Genomic DNA, 16,693 nt, shown 5'->3' with positions numbered 1-16,693 from the left:
GCCAGCTCCAATCGAGGAAAATATCTATGTGATGACAGCTGAGGAGCGCAAGGAAGCCGGTATTACAGATCTGCCATCTACTCTCCACAATGCCCTTAAGGCTTTAACTGAAGATGAGGTAGTCAAGGCAGCTTTGGGTAACCATATTTACACTAGCTTTGTTGAAGCCAAGCGGATTGAATGGGCTAGCTATGCGACCTTCGTTTCCCAATGGGAAATTGATAATTATTTAGACTTATATTAATGAATTCTAGAACAGGGCTTGAAAAAGTCCTGTTTTTGTATGGAAACAAGATATTTTCAGTTTTTAAATGTTGTATTTCCAATCTTTTTCATGTTTTTTAGCCTGCAATGTACGGGGAATACTTGTAAAATATATTTAAAAGTGATAAACTTAAAGCATAAAAGCACGAAAGGCGAATAATAAAATGTCAAACAAGTTGTTATATTCGGGAAAAGCAAAGGATATTTTTGCGACAGAAGATGAGCAGGTGATTTTGTCCCGCTACAAGGATCAGGCGACTGCTTTTAACGGTGTCAAGAAGGAGCAGATTGCGGGCAAGGGAGTGTTAAATAATCAGATTTCAGCCTTTATCTTTGAAAAGTTGAACGCTGCCGGTGTAGCAACGCATTTTATCGAGAAAATCTCAGATACAGATCAGCTCAATAAAAAAGTTGATATCATTCCTTTGGAAGTTGTGCTCCGCAACTATACAGCTGGTTCCTTTTCAAAACGTTTCGGTGTGGAAGAAGGAATCGAGCTGGAAGAGCCGATCGTTGAATTTTACTATAAAAATGATGATTTGGATGATCCCTTTATCAATGATGAGCATGTGAAATTCCTTAAAATTGCGGATGACCAGCAGATTGCTTACTTGAAGGAAGAAACGCGTCGTATCAATGAGCTCTTGAAAGCCTGGTTTGCTGAGATTGGCCTCAAATTGATTGACTTTAAGCTAGAGTTCGGTTTTGACAAGGATGGCAAGATTATCTTGGCAGACGAATTTTCACCAGACAACTGCCGCTTGTGGGATGCGGATGGCAACCACATGGACAAGGATGTTTTCCGTCGTGGCTTAGGTGAATTAACAGATGTTTACGAAGTTGTTTGGGAAAAGTTGCAGGAATTGAAATAACAACCTAAAGGCTGTTTGGGAATATTGCAAGAGCTGAAATAAAGGAATAAGAATTGATGGATAAACGTATTTTTGTTGAAAAAAAAGCTGATTTTCAGGTCAAATCAGAGAGTTTGGTAAGAGAGCTCCAGCATAATTTGGGATTATCAACCTTGAAAAGTATTCGTATCGTGCAGGTTTATGATGTCTTTGATTTGGCAGAGGACTTGTTTGCGCCTGCAGAGAAGCACATCTTCTCTGAGCAGGTGACAGACCATGTCTTGGACGAAGCAGCTGTGCAAGCGGATCTTGCTAACTATGCTTTCTTTGCTATTGAAAGCCTGCCAGGGCAGTTTGACCAACGTGCAGCTTCCTCTCAAGAAGCCTTGCTTTTGCTGGGAAGTTCGAGTGATGTGACAGTCAACACGGCTCAACTTTACCTGGTCAATAAAGATATTGATGCAATTGAGTTGGAAGCGGTCAAGAACTACTTGCTCAATCCAGTTGATTCTCGTTTCAAGGACATCACGACAGGGATTGCCAAGCAGGAATTTTCAGAGTCAGACAAGACCATTCCGAAATTGACTTTCTTTGAAAGCTATACGGCAGAAGACTTTGCTCGCTACAAGGCCGAACAAGGCATGGCCATGGAAGTGGATGATTTGCTCTTTATCCAAGATTACTTCAAGTCAATCGGGCGTGTGCCAACTGAGACGGAACTCAAGGTTTTGGACACTTATTGGTCTGACCACTGCCGTCACACGACTTTTGAGACAGAGTTGAAACACATTGATTTCTCAGCTTCTAAATTCCAAAAGCAATTGCAGGCGACTTATGAAAAGTATATTGCCATGCGTGATGAACTAGGCCGGTCTGAAAAACCTCAAACCTTGATGGATATGGCGACTATTTTTGGTCGTTATGAGCGTGCTAATGGGCGTTTGGACGATATGGAAGTGTCTGACGAAATCAATGCTTGCTCAGTTGAAATTGAAGTGGATGTTGATGGTGTGAAAGAGCCGTGGCTTCTTATGTTCAAAAACGAAACCCACAACCACCCAACGGAAATTGAGCCATTTGGTGGCGCGGCTACTTGTATTGGTGGCGCCATTCGTGACCCGTTGTCAGGCCGATCATACGTTTACCAAGCCATGCGTATCTCAGGTGCTGGTGACATTACAGCACCGATTTCGGAAACGCGTGCTGGTAAATTGCCACAACAAGTCATTTCTAAGACAGCGGCTCATGGTTATTCTTCATATGGGAATCAAATTGGTCTGGCGACGACTTACGTTCGTGAGTATTTCCACCCAGGCTTTGTAGCCAAACGCATGGAGCTTGGTGCCGTTGTCGGTGCGGCTCCCAAGGGCAACGTTGTCCGTGAAAAACCGGAAGCGGGCGATGTGATTATTCTACTCGGTGGGAAGACTGGGCGTGATGGTGTCGGTGGCGCGACAGGGTCTTCTAAGGTTCAAACAGTTGAGTCTATAGAGACTGCTGGAGCTGAGGTTCAAAAAGGGAATGCCATCGAAGAACGCAAGATTCAACGTCTTTTCCGTAATGGCGATGTCACTCGTCTTATTAAGAAGTCCAACGACTTTGGTGCAGGTGGTGTCTGTGTGGCCATCGGTGAATTGGCAGACGGTCTTGAAATTGACCTCAACAAAGTGCCTCTTAAATACCAAGGCTTGAACGGGACAGAAATTGCCATCTCTGAATCACAAGAACGTATGGCTGTGGTGGTTCGTCCTGAGGACGTAGATGCCTTCGTTGGGGAATGTAACAAAGAAAATATTGATGCTGTTGTGGTTGCGACAGTCACTGAAAAACCAAATCTAGTCATGCACTGGAATGGTGAGACAATCGTGGATTTGGAACGTCGTTTCCTTGATACCAATGGTGTACGTGTGGTTGTAGATGCTAAGGTGGTTGACAAGGATGTCAAGCTTCCAGAAGAACGTCAAACATCTGCTGAAACACTTGAAGCTGATACCCTTGCGGTTCTATCTGATTTGAACCATGCTAGTCAAAAAGGTTTACAAACTATCTTTGACTGTTCGGTCGGTCGTTCAACGGTCAATCACCCACTTGGTGGTCGCTACCAACTCACACCAACTGAGGCTTCTGTGCAGAAATTGCCAGTTCAGCACGGTGTAACTCACACTGCGTCAGTCATGGCTCAAGGATTCCATCCATATGTAGCAGAATGGTCTCCATACCATGGTGCTGCTTATGCGGTTATCGAAGCAACTGCTCGTTTAGTGGCTGCTGGCGCCAACTGGTCTAAGGCTCGGTTCTCATACCAAGAGTACTTCGAGCGTATGGACAAGCAAGCTGAGCGTTTTGGTCAGCCAGTAGCGGCTCTTCTAGGCTCTATCGAAGCACAAATCCAACTTGGCTTGCCATCTATCGGTGGTAAGGACTCTATGTCTGGTACCTTTGAAGAATTAACCGTACCACCAACCTTGGTTGCCTTTGGGGTGACGACGGCAGATAGTCGTAAGGTGCTCTCTCCAGAGTTCAAGGCTGCTGGTGAAAACATCTACTATATCCCAGGCCAAGCCCTCTCTGAAGAGATTGATTTTGAATTGATTAAGTCTAATTTTGCTCAGTTTGAAGCCATCCAAGTTGACCACAAAGTAACGTCTGCATCAGCTGTTAAATATGGTGGTGTCGTTGAAAGCTTGGCTCTTGCTACCTTTGGAAATCATATCGGTGCAGAGGTGACCTTGCCTGAACTTGAAACGGCTTTGACAGCACAATTGGGTGGATTTGTCTTCACATCTCCTCAAGAAATCGCTGGAGTGGAGAAGATTGGACAAACAAGCGCAGACTTTGCTCTCCTTGTCAACGGCGTGAAGCTAGATGGACACAAGCTTGACAGTGCTTTCCAAGGAAAACTGGAAGAAGTTTACCCTACTGAATTTGCCCAAGCGAAAGAACTGGCAGAAGTGCCAGCTGTCGCTTCTGACGCAGTCATCAAAGCGAAGGAAACTATTGAAAAACCAGTTGTTTACATCCCAGTATTCCCAGGAACCAACTCAGAATATGACTCAGCTAAAGCCTTCGAAAAAGAAGGTGCAGAGGTCAACTTGGTGCCATTCGTGACCTTGAATGAAGAAGCCATTGTCAAGTCAGTTGAAACCATGGTTGACAATATCGACAAGGCTAACATTCTCTTCTTTGCAGGTGGCTTCTCAGCTGCGGACGAACCAGATGGATCAGCTAAGTTTATTGTCAACATCTTGCTCAATGAAAAAGTGCGTGCAGCCATTGATAGCTTTATCGCTCGTGGTGGCTTGATTATCGGTATCTGTAATGGATTCCAGGCCTTGGTCAAATCGGGTCTTCTTCCATACGGGAACTTCGAGGATGCCAGCAGTACTAGTCCAACACTCTTCTACAATGATGCCAATCAACACGTGGCCAAGATGGTTGAAACTCGGATTGCCAATACCAACTCACCATGGTTGGCTGGAGTGCAAGTGGGTGATATCCATGCTATTCCTGTTTCGCACGGTGAAGGGAAGTTTGTTGTGACGGCTGAGGAATTTGCGGAGCTCCGTGACAATGGCCAAATCTTCAGCCAATACGTTGACTTTGACGGCAAACCAAGTATGGATTCTAAGTACAATCCGAATGGTTCGGTAAATGCTATTGAAGGAATTACCAGCAAGAACGGCCAAATCATTGGTAAAATGGGACACTCAGAACGTTATGAAGATGGTCTTTTCCAAAACATCCCAGGGAATAAAGATCAACATCTCTTTGCATCAGCAGTTAAATACTTTACTGGAAAATAAGACTTACAGATTTTCTAATAGATAGTATCTGTAATATAAAAGTCATGTAGATCTAGCTCTTGGTGATTGCAAAAGGTTTGTTTTGCGAGTGAAACGAGCTTCTACCGTATCATTCGGCTCTACTGAAGGAATGATGCAAAAATAAAAATTAGGTATAAAAAATGACATACGAAGTAAAATCTCTTAATGAAGAATGTGGTGTTTTCGGTATTTGGGGACATCCAGATGCTGCTAAAATGACCTATTTTGGGCTCCACAGTCTTCAGCACCGTGGTCAGGAGGGGGCAGGGATCCTCTCCAATGACCAAGGGAAACTGAAGCGCCATCGTGATATGGGGCTTCTATCAGAAGTTTTCAAAAATCCTACCAAATTAGACAAACTGACGGGAACTAGCGCGATTGGACATGTGCGCTATGCGACCGCAGGAGAAGCTTCTGTAGATAATATACAGCCTTTCATTTTTCGCTTTCATGATATGCAGTTTGGCTTGGCCCATAATGGAAATCTGACCAATGCCGAATCGCTCAAGAAAGAATTGGAACAAAGAGGCGCTATTTTCAGCTCAACCTCTGATTCTGAAATCTTGGCTCATTTGATTCGTCGTAGTCACAATCCTAGTTTGATGGGCAAAATCAAGGAAGCGCTCAGTCTTGTCAAAGGTGGCTTTGCTTATATCTTGCTGTTTGAGGACAAGTTGATTGCGGCCCTTGATCCTAATGGCTTCCGTCCGCTTTCAATCGGGAAAATGGCCAACGGAGCGGTGGTCGTTTCCTCTGAAACCTGTGCTTTTGAAGTCATTGGTGCCGAGTGGATTCGCGATGTAAAACCAGGAGAGATTGTGATCGTGGATGACAGCGGGATCCAGTATGATAGTTATACGAATGATACTCAGCTTGCGATTTGCTCTATGGAGTACATCTACTTTGCTCGTCCTGACTCTAATATCCATGGTGTTAACGTCCATACAGCCCGCAAGAGAATGGGGGCTCAATTGGCGCGTGAATTCAAGCATGAAGCAGATATCGTGGTTGGTGTGCCCAATTCCTCACTCAGCGCAGCCATGGGCTTTGCGGAAGAATCTGGTCTGCCAAACGAAATGGGCCTCATCAAAAACCAATACACCCAACGCACCTTTATCCAACCAACTCAAGAATTGCGCGAGCAAGGAGTGCGGATGAAACTATCAGCTGTTTCAGGCGTTGTCAAAGGCAAACGTGTGGTCATGATTGATGATTCTATTGTTCGTGGGACAACCTCTCGCCGTATCGTTCAGCTTTTGAAAGAAGCAGGTGCTTCTGAGGTTCACGTTGCTATTGGAAGTCCTGCGCTAGCTTATCCATGTTTCTACGGGATTGATATCCAGACGCGTCAGGAGCTGATTGCGGCTAATCATACGGTCGAAGAAACCTGCCAAATCATTGGTGCGGATAGCCTGACCTATCTTTCAATTGATGGCTTGATTAATTCTATCGGGATTGAAACAGATGCGCCGAACGGTGGCCTCTGTGTCGCTTACTTTGACGGCGACTACCCAACTCCTCTCTACGACTATGAAGAAGACTATCGTAGAAGTTTGGATGAAAAAACCAGTTTTTACAAATAGGCGGATGAAGACCCTCCATTAAAGGAAAGGAAGAGGAGACAAAAATGACAAATAAGAATGCTTATGCCCAATCGGGTGTGGATGTTGAAGCGGGTTATGAAGTTGTTGAGCGGATCAAAAAGCACGTGGCTCGTACGGAGCGTGCAGGTGTCATGGGAGCTCTTGGTGGTTTTGGTGGCATGTTTGACCTTTCAAAAACAGGTGTCAAAGAGCCTGTTTTGATCTCAGGGACTGACGGTGTCGGAACCAAGCTCATGCTGGCGATCAAATATGACAAGCACGATACCATCGGTCAGGACTGTGTGGCCATGTGTGTCAATGACATCATCGCTGCAGGCGCAGAGCCCCTTTATTTCCTCGACTATGTGGCAACTGGTAAGAATGAACCAGCTAAACTAGAACAAGTGGTTGCTGGTGTGGCAGAAGGCTGTGTGCAGGCAGACGCTGCTCTCATCGGTGGGGAAACGGCTGAAATGCCTGGTATGTATGGCGCAGATGACTACGACTTAGCTGGTTTTGCAGTCGGTGTGGCCGAAAAATCTCAAATCATTGACGGTTCAAAGGTGTCTGAAGGAGATGTTCTTCTCGGACTTGCTTCAAGTGGGATTCACTCCAATGGTTACTCACTCGTGCGTCATGTTTTTGCGGACTACACAGGTGAGGAAGTCTTGCCAGAATTGGAAGGCAAGAAACTCAAGGAAGTCCTGCTTGAGCCGACTCGTATCTATGTCAAGGCTGTCTTGCCACTTATCAAGGAAGAGTTGGTCAACGGTATTGCCCACATCACAGGTGGCGGCTTTATCGAAAATGTCCCTCGTATGTTTGCAGCTGACCTAGCTGCGGAAATTGAAGAAGACAAGGTTCCAGTGCTTCCGATTTTCAAAGCTCTTGAAAAATACGGTGAAATCAAGCATGAAGAAATGTTTGAAATCTTCAATATGGGTGTGGGACTCATGCTGGCAATTAGCCCTGAAAATGTAGATCGTGTCAAGGAATTGTTGGATGAACCAGTCTATGAAATTGGTCGCATCGTCAAGAAAGAAAACGAAAGTGTCATCATCAAATGAAAAAAATAGCGGTTTTTGCTTCTGGTAATGGCTCAAATTTTCAGGTGATTGCTGAAGAGTTTCCGGTGGAGTTTGTTTTTTCAGACCATCGTGACGCCTATGTGCTCGAGCGTGCAGAAAAGCTCGGCGTCCTGTCCTATGCTTTTGAACTCAAGGAGTTTGAGAACAAGGCAGACTATGAAGCAGCCCTTGTCGAACTCTTGGAAGAACACCAGATTGACTTGGTTTGCCTCGCCGGCTACATGAAAATCGTTGGACCAACCTTATTGGCGGCCTATGAAGGTCGAATCATCAACATTCATCCAGCCTACCTGCCCGAATTTCCAGGAGCTCATGGGATTGAGGACGCTTGGAATGCTGGTGTTGCTGAGAGCGGCGTTACCATTCACTGGGTGGACTCGGGTGTGGACACAGGTAAGGTTATCAAACAGGTGCGCGTGCCGCGTTTGGCTGATGATACCATCGAAAGCTTTGAAGCTCGCATTCATGAAGCAGAGTATAAGTTGTATCCGGAAGTGTTGGATAGCTTGGGAGTTGCACGAAAATAAGAAGGAAATCATAGCTGATTTTGTGGCAAGGATTAAAAGTCATCTGTTAAGGAGAAATTTATGGGTCTGTTTGATTTTTTTAAGAAAAGACCTTCTAGCGAAGAGACGCCGACTAAAGATGAACACCAGATTGTTATTAAAGTTGAAAATACAGATGATAGTGCTCCAGGATGGGAAGCGATTGATGCAGAATTTAATCGTTTATACCCTGATCAGCCCAGTCCTCTTCATTATGGAACGGTTATCAAGTATATGCTAGGCGGTCCAGATCCACTTGATGGCATCAGTGTTTACGATGCAGGAGATTTTTGGCATTTTGTGAGTTATGGTTTATCAGAATTATATACCAAAGAAAGCGAAGATCCTGAATACAGTGGTTATGGGATTGAATTAACGTTTAAGTTAAAGAAATCAAATAATGACGAAGAAGAAATTAAAAATGGCTGTGGTTTGCTACAGTATGTGGCAAGATATATTTTTAAAACGGGTAAAGTGGTTTTGCCAGAAGAATACATCTATACCAAGCAAACGGTAGGAATTGATGCCCAACAGAAATCTAATTTGACAGGCTTCTTGACTGCTGCTGATGATTTAGCTAAGCCTCTAGATACTCCGCATGGAGAAGTGGAATTTGTAACCTTAATTGGTGCAACAGACGCCGAATTGCGAAGTATTTATGAAAGTGAAACAAGTAAGCTGGAGGTTAGGAAATTGTTGAAAGAACTTGGAGATCAGCTTACAGATTATAATCGCCAGTCTTTAATTTAAATGATGTGAAAGCACCTCTTGATACAATGAAAGGAAAAAACATGACTAAACGCGCCTTAATTAGCGTCTCAGACAAAGCGGGCATTGTTGAATTTGCCCAAGAACTCAAAAAACTTGGTTGGGATATCATCTCGACAGGTGGGACAAAGGTTACCCTTGATAATGCTGGGGTGGAGACCATTGCAATTGATGATGTGACTGGTTTTCCAGAAATGATGGACGGTCGTGTAAAGACCCTCCATCCAAATATCCACGGTGGGCTCCTTGCTCGTCGTGACTTGGATAGTCACCTAGAAGCAGCCAAGAACAATAAGATTGAGCTCATCGACCTTGTAGTTGTCAATCTCTATCCTTTCAAGGAAACGATTCTCAAACCAGATGTGACTTATGCTGATGCAGTTGAAAATATTGATATCGGTGGGCCATCTATGCTTCGCTCTGCGGCTAAAAACCATGCCAGTGTAACGGTTGTGGTAGATCCTGCTGACTATACAGTGGTCCTTGACGAATTGTCAGCAAACGGCGAAACAAGTTATGAAACTCGCCAACGTTTAGCAGCAAAGGTTTTTCGTCACACAGCGGCTTATGACGCCTTGATTGCAGAGTATTTCACAGCTCAAGTCGGAGAAAGCAAACCTGAAAAGCTGACTTTGACCTATGACCTCAAGCAAGCTATGCGCTATGGGGAAAATCCTCAACAGGATGCAGATTTCTACCAAAAAGCTTTGCCGACTGACTATTCGATTGCATCAGCGAAACAACTCAACGGTAAAGAATTGTCCTTTAACAATATCCGTGACGCTGATGCGGCGATTCGTATTATCCGTGACTTCAAAGATCGTCCAACCGTTGTGGCTTTGAAACACATGAACCCGTGCGGTATCGGTCAAGCTGATGATATCGAAACTGCTTGGGACTATGCTTATGAGTCTGACCCAGTGTCTATCTTTGGTGGAATTGTCGTCCTTAACCGTGAGGTGGATGCTGCGACTGCTGAGAAGATGCACGGTGTCTTCCTTGAAATCATCATCGCACCAAGCTATACGGATGAAGCGCTAGCCATTTTGACCCACAAAAAGAAAAACCTGCGTATCCTTGCCTTGCCATTTGATGCTCAAGATGCTAGTGAAGTAGAAGCAGAATACACAGGCGTGGTTGGTGGTCTCCTTGTTCAAAATCAAGACGTGGTCAAGGAAAGCCCAGCTGACTGGCAAGTGGTGACCAAACGCCAGCCAACCGAGACAGAGGCGACTGCTCTTGAATTTGCTTGGAAAGCTATCAAGTACGTCAAATCAAACGGAATCATCGTAACCAACGACCACATGACACTCGGCGTTGGCCCAGGACAAACCAACCGTGTGGCTTCTGTTTGCATTGCCATTGAACAAGCTAAAGACCGTCTTGACGGCGCCGTCCTTGCTTCTGATGCCTTCTTCCCATTTGCCGATAACGTGGAAGAAATTGCCAAAGCAGGTATCAAGGCCATCATCCAGCCGGGTGGCTCTGTCCGTGACCAAGAATCTATCGAAGCAGCGGACAAATATGGTTTGACCATGGTCTTCACAGGCGTGAGACATTTTAGACATTAAGAAGATTTATATTGGAGAAAATGCTTAGATCTTTTCTCCAATTTTTTGCGCAAAAAAACTCCTAAAAGAATGAATATATCATCTTTTGGGAGTTGATGTTTAAAAGGGCTTAACAGAATTAGAAAGAAAGTCCACTTTGGAAAGCGCTGAGTTTTTGTTTAGCTACTTCGTTGATTTGATCGATAGCAGCATTGATAGCTTGGCTAGTCAAATCAGACAGAGTTTCTGTATCTTCTGGATCCACGATAGCAGGCTGAAAGTCAATTTTGACAACCTTTTTATCACCAGTAAGAGTTGCTATAACTAAATCTTGGCTAGATTTTCCAACAAATTCAGTTGCGGCTAATTCTGCTTGAGCAATGTCCATCTCTTTTTTAAGTTTTTGGGCTTGCTTCATCATGTTTTGCATATTCATCATAAGATTTTCTTTCCTTTCTCTTGCAAGGGCTGAGCCCCTTAGTAATCCTCACTCTTCAATTATATCATTTTTTGGGAAAGTGGCAAGAAGAACATTACTAGAAGGTTTGACAAAGATTTAGCACTTATAGTAGAATGGTCATGAATCTATATCCCAAGGAGAAGATAACTTGAAAAATAAGAAGATAAAAGGTTTGCTGTTGGTAGTGCTCTCATCCCTCTTCATCCTAATCGGCTGTAGTGGTAGCCCTAAAATTCAGGGGAAATGGAATGTTCAGGATGTTAGAGGTGAAGAAACGACCATTGAAATAAAAGAGAAGACTATCATTGTCAACGAAGAAGAGTATAAGTATACTCAAAATGCTGTTGGTTTTAAAAATGGGGTGAGTTATTATGGCCTGACTCGGAAAGATAATGGCAAAATATTTTCTATCGTCTTTCCTGAGAAAGATAAAAATGTTGCTATTATGCTAATTCCTGATTCAGACGATGATTATCTCACAGGCAGTATGCTCTTTGCTATGAACCGCAAGGAAAAGCCAGATTATAAAAAATATGCAGAGAAATATTTCAATCTACGATAAAAGAAAAAGGCGCTGAATTTCAGCGTCTTTTAGGTTTTATGAAAGTGATGCCATGGTTGGCAAGTCTAGACTAGATTGCTCTAGATCTACCGTCAGCTCATAGTCTGTCTTATCACGGACGGTGTGCTCAAAGTCAGTGGTGTAGAGGACGAGGCGCAGTTGGTCGCCTTTTTTCATCTTGTAGATAGTTGGTTGCAGTTCAAAGCTACATTCCATCCATTGGTCAGGAGTAACTTCTTCGACCGTCAGCAAATCTGTCCGATTTTGCAGGTTGAGGAAGCCTTTGGTGATGACACGGTGTGGCGTTTCGGCAAAAGGCAACTCAACTAGATTGTCTAGCATATAGTAGCGGCCGTTGTCCATGACTCTAGGCTCAAGCGGTGTCGGAATCGGGGTGAGGCGTTTAGCTGGTCCAAAGTCCAGTAGTTGGGCAGAAATCAGCCCCTTGTCTGCGCTGGATTTAAGGCGCAGTTTGAGCTGGGTGGCTCCGTTGAGGAAGAGGTCGTCTTCCAAAGTCCAATCCAGAGTAATCTGGTTAACCTTGCCGTCAAAGAGCTCGTTTTTAAAGCTTTGATAGCTTTTGGCAAAACGATTATAGTCTTCTTCTGAATATTGATTTTGAATCTCTTGAGAGCCTTCACCTAGTTGGAAATGAGCGTAGTTCTTTTGTCCACCGAAGTCTTCCAGAGTTAGCCAATTTTGAGCTTGGCTGTTGTCCTGCCAGATGACTGCTGGTAGTTTGAAGTCTGAGGCATAACCAAGTAATTTTTTAGATAAAAGGGCATTCATGGCTTCGCGGAAGTCGATGGACTGCCAGTTGTTCATGTAAACATGGGCACCGTTATGGAAAAAGAGATGCTTTTTGATGTGGGGCGGTAAGGCTCGAAACATATTATAGACATGGAGAGGCTTAACGTTCCAGTCTTGAGAGCCATGGGTGAAGACGACTTCGGCTTTGACATTATCTGTATGGAGCAGATAGTTGCGGTCATGCCAAAATTGATTGTAATCTCCGGTTTGCCGGTCTAGGTCTTTGCGCTGTTGCTCTAGGCTCTGCTGATAAGCATCATTATGACGCAGGTAGTCACCAGCCCTCAGGTTGCGGGAGTAGGTCAGTTCGGTCAGGGATTCAAAATCCTCTCCTGGGTAACCTCCGGGACTAGTGACGAGGCCGTTTTCGCGGTAGTAGTTGTACCAAGAAGAAATCCCAGCTTCGGCGATGATGACTTCCAGTCCATCTACTCCAGTCGTTGCCAGCCCGTTGGACATGGTGCCTAGATAGGAGATACCGGTCGTAGCTACTTTTCCGTTGGACCAAGTGGCCTTGATTTCCCGCTGGCGAGTGTGGTCAGTGAAGGCTCGGCAACGGCCGTTGAGCCAGTCGATGACATTCTTGTAGGCCTCGATCTGCTGGTAGTCACCGCTAGTCATCAGGCCTTGAGAATCTTTGGTTCCCACGCCAGACACATAGAGATTGGCAAAACCGCGGGGTAGCAAGTAGTCGTTGAGCGTGTAGGTGCCGATATGGCCTAATTTTTCCTCGGTTTCAGATACTTCTTGGGCAGAAGCAGGCGAATCCAACTGGAGCAATTTAAGCTCAGGAACTTGTACAGTGATTTGATGAGGTTCTTTCCTTGCCAAATCCACATTCATATTGTGGAGAGCCTTGTCGCTGGCAGGGTCGTTGGTTCCCTGATGATAAGGAGAAGCGGTCATGACAGCAGGGATTTTCCCTTGGTAACGAGGACGGATAATGCTAACCTTGACTAGATCTGGCTGGCCGTCTCCATCAGTATCAACTCGGCTTTCTACATAAACCACCTCACGAATGGCATCATGGCTGGAAAAGGTTGCCAGGCTCTTACCGTTGAAGTAGTGGTGGGTATTATCCTCAGGAATCAATCCCTCGCTGACCAGCTTATCAACTAGCAAATTGCCGTTTTTTGTTCGAGTGTTGAGCAACTGGTAGAGGTTTTCTAGCAGATCGCCGTAAACGATAGGGAAGTTGCTTTCTGTTCGGAATTTCTCAAGATCGGTGAAATCAACAAAAGGCGCAAAATCCAAGAGCTGAAAGGCAGTCATATAGAAGACCTCAGCTGTCAGTTCGCGGTTTGATTCGAAGAAGGTCAACAGGTCAGTTTCGCTATCAGCCGCCCAAGCTCGAAGCAAGTAGTCGGTATCCTGATAGAGAAAGAAACAGCGTCGTAGGAAGCTTTGGAGATTGTCTTTGTCAGAAAGGTGCGGCTCATAGATGAAGCCCAACTCGGCTAATTCTTGGCGCATAGTGTCTGGATTTGTCTTGCTATAACTATACTGATTGAAGCGCATATTTTTCCCTCTTTTTCTGGTTTTTATTTAAAATGACCTTTACATTATCCATTATACTTGATAAAATATAGATTGTCTAAAAAATTTTAAAGGAGAAATTAGATGGATTTCAGTTGGGCTATTAAATATGCCACGGAATTTTTAGGGACAGCTATCCTTATTATTTTGGGGAATGGTGCTGTTGCCAATGTTGAATTAAAAGGAACTAAAGGTCATCAAAGTGGCTGGTTGGTCATTGCCGTTGGTTACGGTATGGGGGTTATGATTCCAGCTCTGATGTTTGGAAATACCTCAGGTAACCACATCAACCCTGCCTTCACTTTAGGGCTTGCAATTAGCGGTTACTTCCCATGGGCTCAGGTAGCTCCTTACATTCTTGCTCAAGTTTTGGGTGCGATCTTTGGACAGGCTTTGGTTGTAGCGACACACCGCCCTTACTACTTGAAAACAGAAAATCCAAACAATATCTTGGGTACTTTCTCAACCATTTCAAGCCTAGATCACGGAACACCTGAATCTCGTAAAGCAGCAACAATTAATGGCTTTATCAATGAGTTTGTTGGTTCCTTTGTTCTTTTCTTTGCAGCGATGGGCATGACTAAACTTCACTTCGGTGCGGAATTGAAGGTTCTTATCGAGAAGAATGTACAACAACAAGCTCTTCAAGCAGCTCAAGCTGGTCAGAAAGTAGCAGAATCTGATGTTCAAAGTCTTATTCACAATACATTTGCACAAGCAACAAATGGTTCATCTGCTGTCGCTCACTTGGCGCTTGGTTTCCTTGTCATGGCTTTGGTAACTTCACTTGGAGGTCCTACTGGACCAGGTCTTAACCCAGCCCGTGACCTCGGACCTCGTATCTTGCACTTTATCTTGCCAAAATCAATCCTTGGTGAACACAAGGGCGATTCAAAATGGTGGTATTCTTGGGTACCGGTTGTGGCACCAATTGCGGCTGGTATTGCAGCAGTAGCTTTATTTAAAGCAATTTACGGATAATATTTATCAAAAGACTGAGAGAAATCTCGGTCTTTTTTTGTTAGTTTTTTACTAATAGAAAAATGCGATTTGGTTTATATTTTTGGTCTGTTAGATTAGGATAGTGGAAATGTTCTGAAAATTGTTGGTTTGCGCATAATTTCTTGTCAAAAAAATGAAAATTTATTACAATAAAATAGTTTGGAGGAAGTTATGAGTGTGAATCATGTTGCAAGAATTGTTCCAGTAATAAAAGTAAATAATCGGAACCTAAATCAAGATTTCTATAGCAAAACGCTAGGGATGAAATCCCTATTAGAAGAAGGAGCCCAGTTGTCTTTGGGCGATCAAACTAAAACAGAAAGATTGATTTTAGAAGAATCTCCAAGCATGCGCTCTCGCCGAGTAAAAGGGGCAAAGAAATTAGCTCGCTTAGTGGTCAAGGTGGCAAAAGCGTCAGAAATTGAGGCTTTGCTGGCTCGAGGGATCCAAGTTGACAATTTATATCGTGGTGAGAAAGGATATGCTTTTGAAGCGACTTCCCCAGAAGGCGATCGCATCCTGCTCCATGCAGAAGAGAACCTGAGCAGCTTGCAACCAGTCCAAGAAACCCCTGCATTTGAAGGGCAGGACGATTTTATCAGTTTGAGTCAATTTGATGTGGAAAAGATTGAGCTTCGTGTCCCAGATTTACAGGCTGTCAAGGCTTTCTATCAGCCAGTGAGTAATGTCTTAGATTTCCTAGATGTGCAGGAAGCCCAAGGAGAAGATTTGACGGCTGATAATACGAAAACTTGGGATCTGGCTATGCTCAAATGTTTGGTGACGGACTTTGATGTGGAAAAATTGTCATCGATTTTTGCGACACAGGAATTTTTTGTACCTAAATCTAAAAAATTCTTAGTCAGCCAAGACCAAAGTAATATTGAACTATGGTTTGAGCAACTATGACCCAGCGGATTTTAGAAAAGATAGATCAGCAGCTTGCTGCGGGGCTTTATCCTGGGGCTAGTTTGTCTCTTTATCGTGATGGCCGCTGGCAGAGTTTTTATCTGGGCTTGGCAGACCCGGCCAATCAATCAGCAACGCGAGCAGGTTTGGTTTATGATCTGGCCAGTGTTAGTAAGGTGGTTGGCGTAGGAACCTTGGTGGCATTTTTGTTTCAGACTGGTGACTTGGATATCGATGCGCCTTTGCGACAATACTATCCAGCCTTTCATGATGATCGGGTGACTCTGCGCCAGTTGTTGTCCCATACCTCTGGGCTAGATCCCTTTATTCCCAATCGGGATAGGCTCGATGCTCAAGAATTAAAGGTGGCCCTCAATAGCTTGACAGTGCTGGATGACAAAAGCTTCCATTATACAGATGTTAATTTTCTCCTGCTGGGCTTTATGCTGGAGGAGCTGTATGGGGAGGATTTGGACAAGTTATTTGAAGAAAAGATTTTTAAGCCGTGGGCGATGAAGAACACTAGCTTTGGGCCAGTAGCTTCTGCGGTGCCGACTGTTCGTGGCGTGAAAGCGGGAGTGGTTCATGATCCCAAAGCGCGTGTCCTAGGCCAGCATGCTGGAAGTGCCGGGCTTTTTTCAAGACTTGAGGATTTGCAGATTTTTTTAGAGCATTATTTGCGAGATGGATTTGCAGAGAAATTGAGCCAAAACTTTGCTCTAGAGCCGGGCAAGACACGCAGTCTAGCTTGGAATTTGGAAGGGGAATGGCTAGATCATACTGGCTATACGGGTACTTTTATCATGTATAATCGGGCAGAACAGAAAGCTGCAATCTTTCTTTCCAATCGCACCTATGAAAAGGATGAGCGTGCCCAGTGGATTTTAGACCGCAATGAACTGATGGATCTAATCAGAAAAGAGTGGTAGCCTCCTCCCTAC

13 protein-coding genes and 1 pseudogene are annotated in these 16,693 nt (G+C 44.3%); 12 read left to right on the top strand and 2 right to left on the bottom strand.

Translation table 11 applies throughout. The features are described 5' to 3' along the window. From HMPREF9960_RS06705 to purH, 8 genes and pseudogenes are all read left to right on the top strand, one after another. Positions 1 to 244: pseudogene (locus HMPREF9960_RS06705) on the top strand (type I glutamate--ammonia ligase); the annotation flags it as partial. A 184-nt stretch (positions 245 to 428) separates the two neighbouring features. Continuing rightward, a complete protein-coding gene (gene purC, locus HMPREF9960_RS06700; RefSeq protein WP_005591667.1) occupies positions 429 to 1,136 on the top strand; it encodes a phosphoribosylaminoimidazolesuccinocarboxamide synthase in 708 nt (235 codons plus the stop codon). Positions 1,137 to 1,192: 56 nt separating this feature from the next. Continuing rightward, positions 1,193 to 4,918 carry a phosphoribosylformylglycinamidine synthase gene (locus HMPREF9960_RS06695; protein ID WP_005591668.1) on the top strand — a complete coding sequence of 1,242 codons (3,726 nt, stop codon included), beginning with the start codon at positions 1,193 to 1,195 and terminating at the stop codon, positions 4,916 to 4,918. Between the two features lie 161 nt (positions 4,919 to 5,079). Next, the gene (gene purF / locus HMPREF9960_RS06690) at positions 5,080 to 6,522 is read left to right on the top strand and encodes an amidophosphoribosyltransferase (protein WP_005591669.1); all 1,443 of its coding nucleotides are present in this window, start codon (positions 5,080 to 5,082) and stop codon (positions 6,520 to 6,522) included. Positions 6,523 to 6,566: 44 nt separating this feature from the next. After that, complete coding sequence (purM, locus tag HMPREF9960_RS06685) at positions 6,567 to 7,589, top strand: phosphoribosylformylglycinamidine cyclo-ligase (protein ID WP_005591670.1); 1,023 nt, start codon at positions 6,567 to 6,569, stop codon at positions 7,587 to 7,589. Continuing rightward, a complete protein-coding gene (gene purN, locus HMPREF9960_RS06680; protein WP_005591671.1) occupies positions 7,586 to 8,137 on the top strand; it encodes a phosphoribosylglycinamide formyltransferase in 552 nt (183 codons plus the stop codon). Before purM ends, purN begins: the two co-directional genes overlap by 4 nt. A gap of 60 nt (positions 8,138 to 8,197) precedes the next feature. Next, the gene (locus HMPREF9960_RS06675) at positions 8,198 to 8,905 is read left to right on the top strand and encodes a suppressor of fused domain protein (protein WP_005591672.1); all 708 of its coding nucleotides are present in this window, start codon (positions 8,198 to 8,200) and stop codon (positions 8,903 to 8,905) included. Positions 8,906 to 8,946: 41 nt separating this feature from the next. Continuing rightward, positions 8,947 to 10,494 (top strand): bifunctional phosphoribosylaminoimidazolecarboxamide formyltransferase/IMP cyclohydrolase, encoded by a 1,548-nt coding sequence (purH, locus tag HMPREF9960_RS06670; RefSeq protein ID WP_005592286.1) that lies wholly within the window; start codon positions 8,947 to 8,949, stop codon positions 10,492 to 10,494. A 118-nt stretch (positions 10,495 to 10,612) separates the two neighbouring features. Here the strand turns inward: purH and HMPREF9960_RS06665 are convergent, their stop codons facing one another. After that, positions 10,613 to 10,912 (bottom strand): YbaB/EbfC family nucleoid-associated protein, encoded by a 300-nt coding sequence (locus HMPREF9960_RS06665; protein WP_005591674.1) that lies wholly within the window; start codon positions 10,910 to 10,912, stop codon positions 10,613 to 10,615. A 169-nt stretch (positions 10,913 to 11,081) separates the two neighbouring features. Between HMPREF9960_RS06665 and HMPREF9960_RS06660 the strand changes: the two genes are divergently transcribed. After that, complete coding sequence (locus HMPREF9960_RS06660; RefSeq protein WP_005591675.1) at positions 11,082 to 11,495, top strand: hypothetical protein; 414 nt, start codon at positions 11,082 to 11,084, stop codon at positions 11,493 to 11,495. 36 nt (positions 11,496 to 11,531) lie between these two features. On the opposite strand, the gene HMPREF9960_RS06655 is transcribed toward HMPREF9960_RS06660, so the two are convergent. Then, positions 11,532 to 13,823, bottom strand: coding sequence for a Xaa-Pro dipeptidyl-peptidase (locus HMPREF9960_RS06655; protein ID WP_005591676.1), 2,292 nt, complete (start codon positions 13,821 to 13,823; stop codon positions 11,532 to 11,534). A gap of 102 nt (positions 13,824 to 13,925) precedes the next feature. Between HMPREF9960_RS06655 and gla the strand changes: the two genes are divergently transcribed. The 3 genes from gla (at position 13,926) to HMPREF9960_RS06640 (ending at position 16,681) form a co-directional block, all read left to right on the top strand. Beyond that, the gene (gene gla, locus HMPREF9960_RS06650; RefSeq protein ID WP_005591677.1) at positions 13,926 to 14,822 is read left to right on the top strand and encodes an aquaglyceroporin Gla; all 897 of its coding nucleotides are present in this window, start codon (positions 13,926 to 13,928) and stop codon (positions 14,820 to 14,822) included. Positions 14,823 to 15,014: 192 nt separating this feature from the next. Then, complete coding sequence (locus HMPREF9960_RS06645; protein ID WP_005591678.1) at positions 15,015 to 15,752, top strand: CppA N-terminal domain-containing protein; 738 nt, start codon at positions 15,015 to 15,017, stop codon at positions 15,750 to 15,752. Next, complete coding sequence (locus HMPREF9960_RS06640; protein WP_005591679.1) at positions 15,749 to 16,681, top strand: serine hydrolase domain-containing protein; 933 nt, start codon at positions 15,749 to 15,751, stop codon at positions 16,679 to 16,681. Before HMPREF9960_RS06645 ends, HMPREF9960_RS06640 begins: the two co-directional genes overlap by 4 nt. Positions 16,682 to 16,693: the final 12 nt, after the last annotated feature.

The organism is Streptococcus cristatus ATCC 51100 (genome assembly GCF_000222765.1).
GTDB lineage: Bacteria > Bacillota > Bacilli > Lactobacillales > Streptococcaceae > Streptococcus > Streptococcus cristatus.
This window is presented reverse-complemented; position numbering and strand designations above follow the sequence as displayed.

What these genes read in the sequence shown, in the direction of transcription:
- purC (WP_005591667.1), top strand. Translation starts at nt 429, where the DNA reads ATGTCAAACAAGTTGTTATATTCGGGAAAAGCAAAGGATATTTTTGCG.
- HMPREF9960_RS06695 (WP_005591668.1), top strand. Translation starts at nt 1,193, where the DNA reads ATGGATAAACGTATTTTTGTTGAAAAAAAAGCTGATTTTCAGGTCAAA.
- purF (WP_005591669.1), top strand. Translation starts at nt 5,080, where the DNA reads ATGACATACGAAGTAAAATCTCTTAATGAAGAATGTGGTGTTTTCGGT.
- purM (WP_005591670.1), top strand. Translation starts at nt 6,567, where the DNA reads ATGACAAATAAGAATGCTTATGCCCAATCGGGTGTGGATGTTGAAGCG.
- purN (WP_005591671.1), top strand. Translation starts at nt 7,586, where the DNA reads ATGAAAAAAATAGCGGTTTTTGCTTCTGGTAATGGCTCAAATTTTCAG.
- HMPREF9960_RS06675 (WP_005591672.1), top strand. Translation starts at nt 8,198, where the DNA reads ATGGGTCTGTTTGATTTTTTTAAGAAAAGACCTTCTAGCGAAGAGACG.
- purH (WP_005592286.1), top strand. Translation starts at nt 8,947, where the DNA reads ATGACTAAACGCGCCTTAATTAGCGTCTCAGACAAAGCGGGCATTGTT.
- HMPREF9960_RS06665 (WP_005591674.1), bottom strand. Translation starts at nt 10,912, where the DNA reads ATGATGAATATGCAAAACATGATGAAGCAAGCCCAAAAACTTAAAAAA.
- HMPREF9960_RS06655 (WP_005591676.1), bottom strand. Translation starts at nt 13,823, where the DNA reads ATGCGCTTCAATCAGTATAGTTATAGCAAGACAAATCCAGACACTATG.
- gla (WP_005591677.1), top strand. Translation starts at nt 13,926, where the DNA reads ATGGATTTCAGTTGGGCTATTAAATATGCCACGGAATTTTTAGGGACA.
- HMPREF9960_RS06645 (WP_005591678.1), top strand. Translation starts at nt 15,015, where the DNA reads ATGAGTGTGAATCATGTTGCAAGAATTGTTCCAGTAATAAAAGTAAAT.
- HMPREF9960_RS06640 (WP_005591679.1), top strand. Translation starts at nt 15,749, where the DNA reads ATGACCCAGCGGATTTTAGAAAAGATAGATCAGCAGCTTGCTGCGGGG.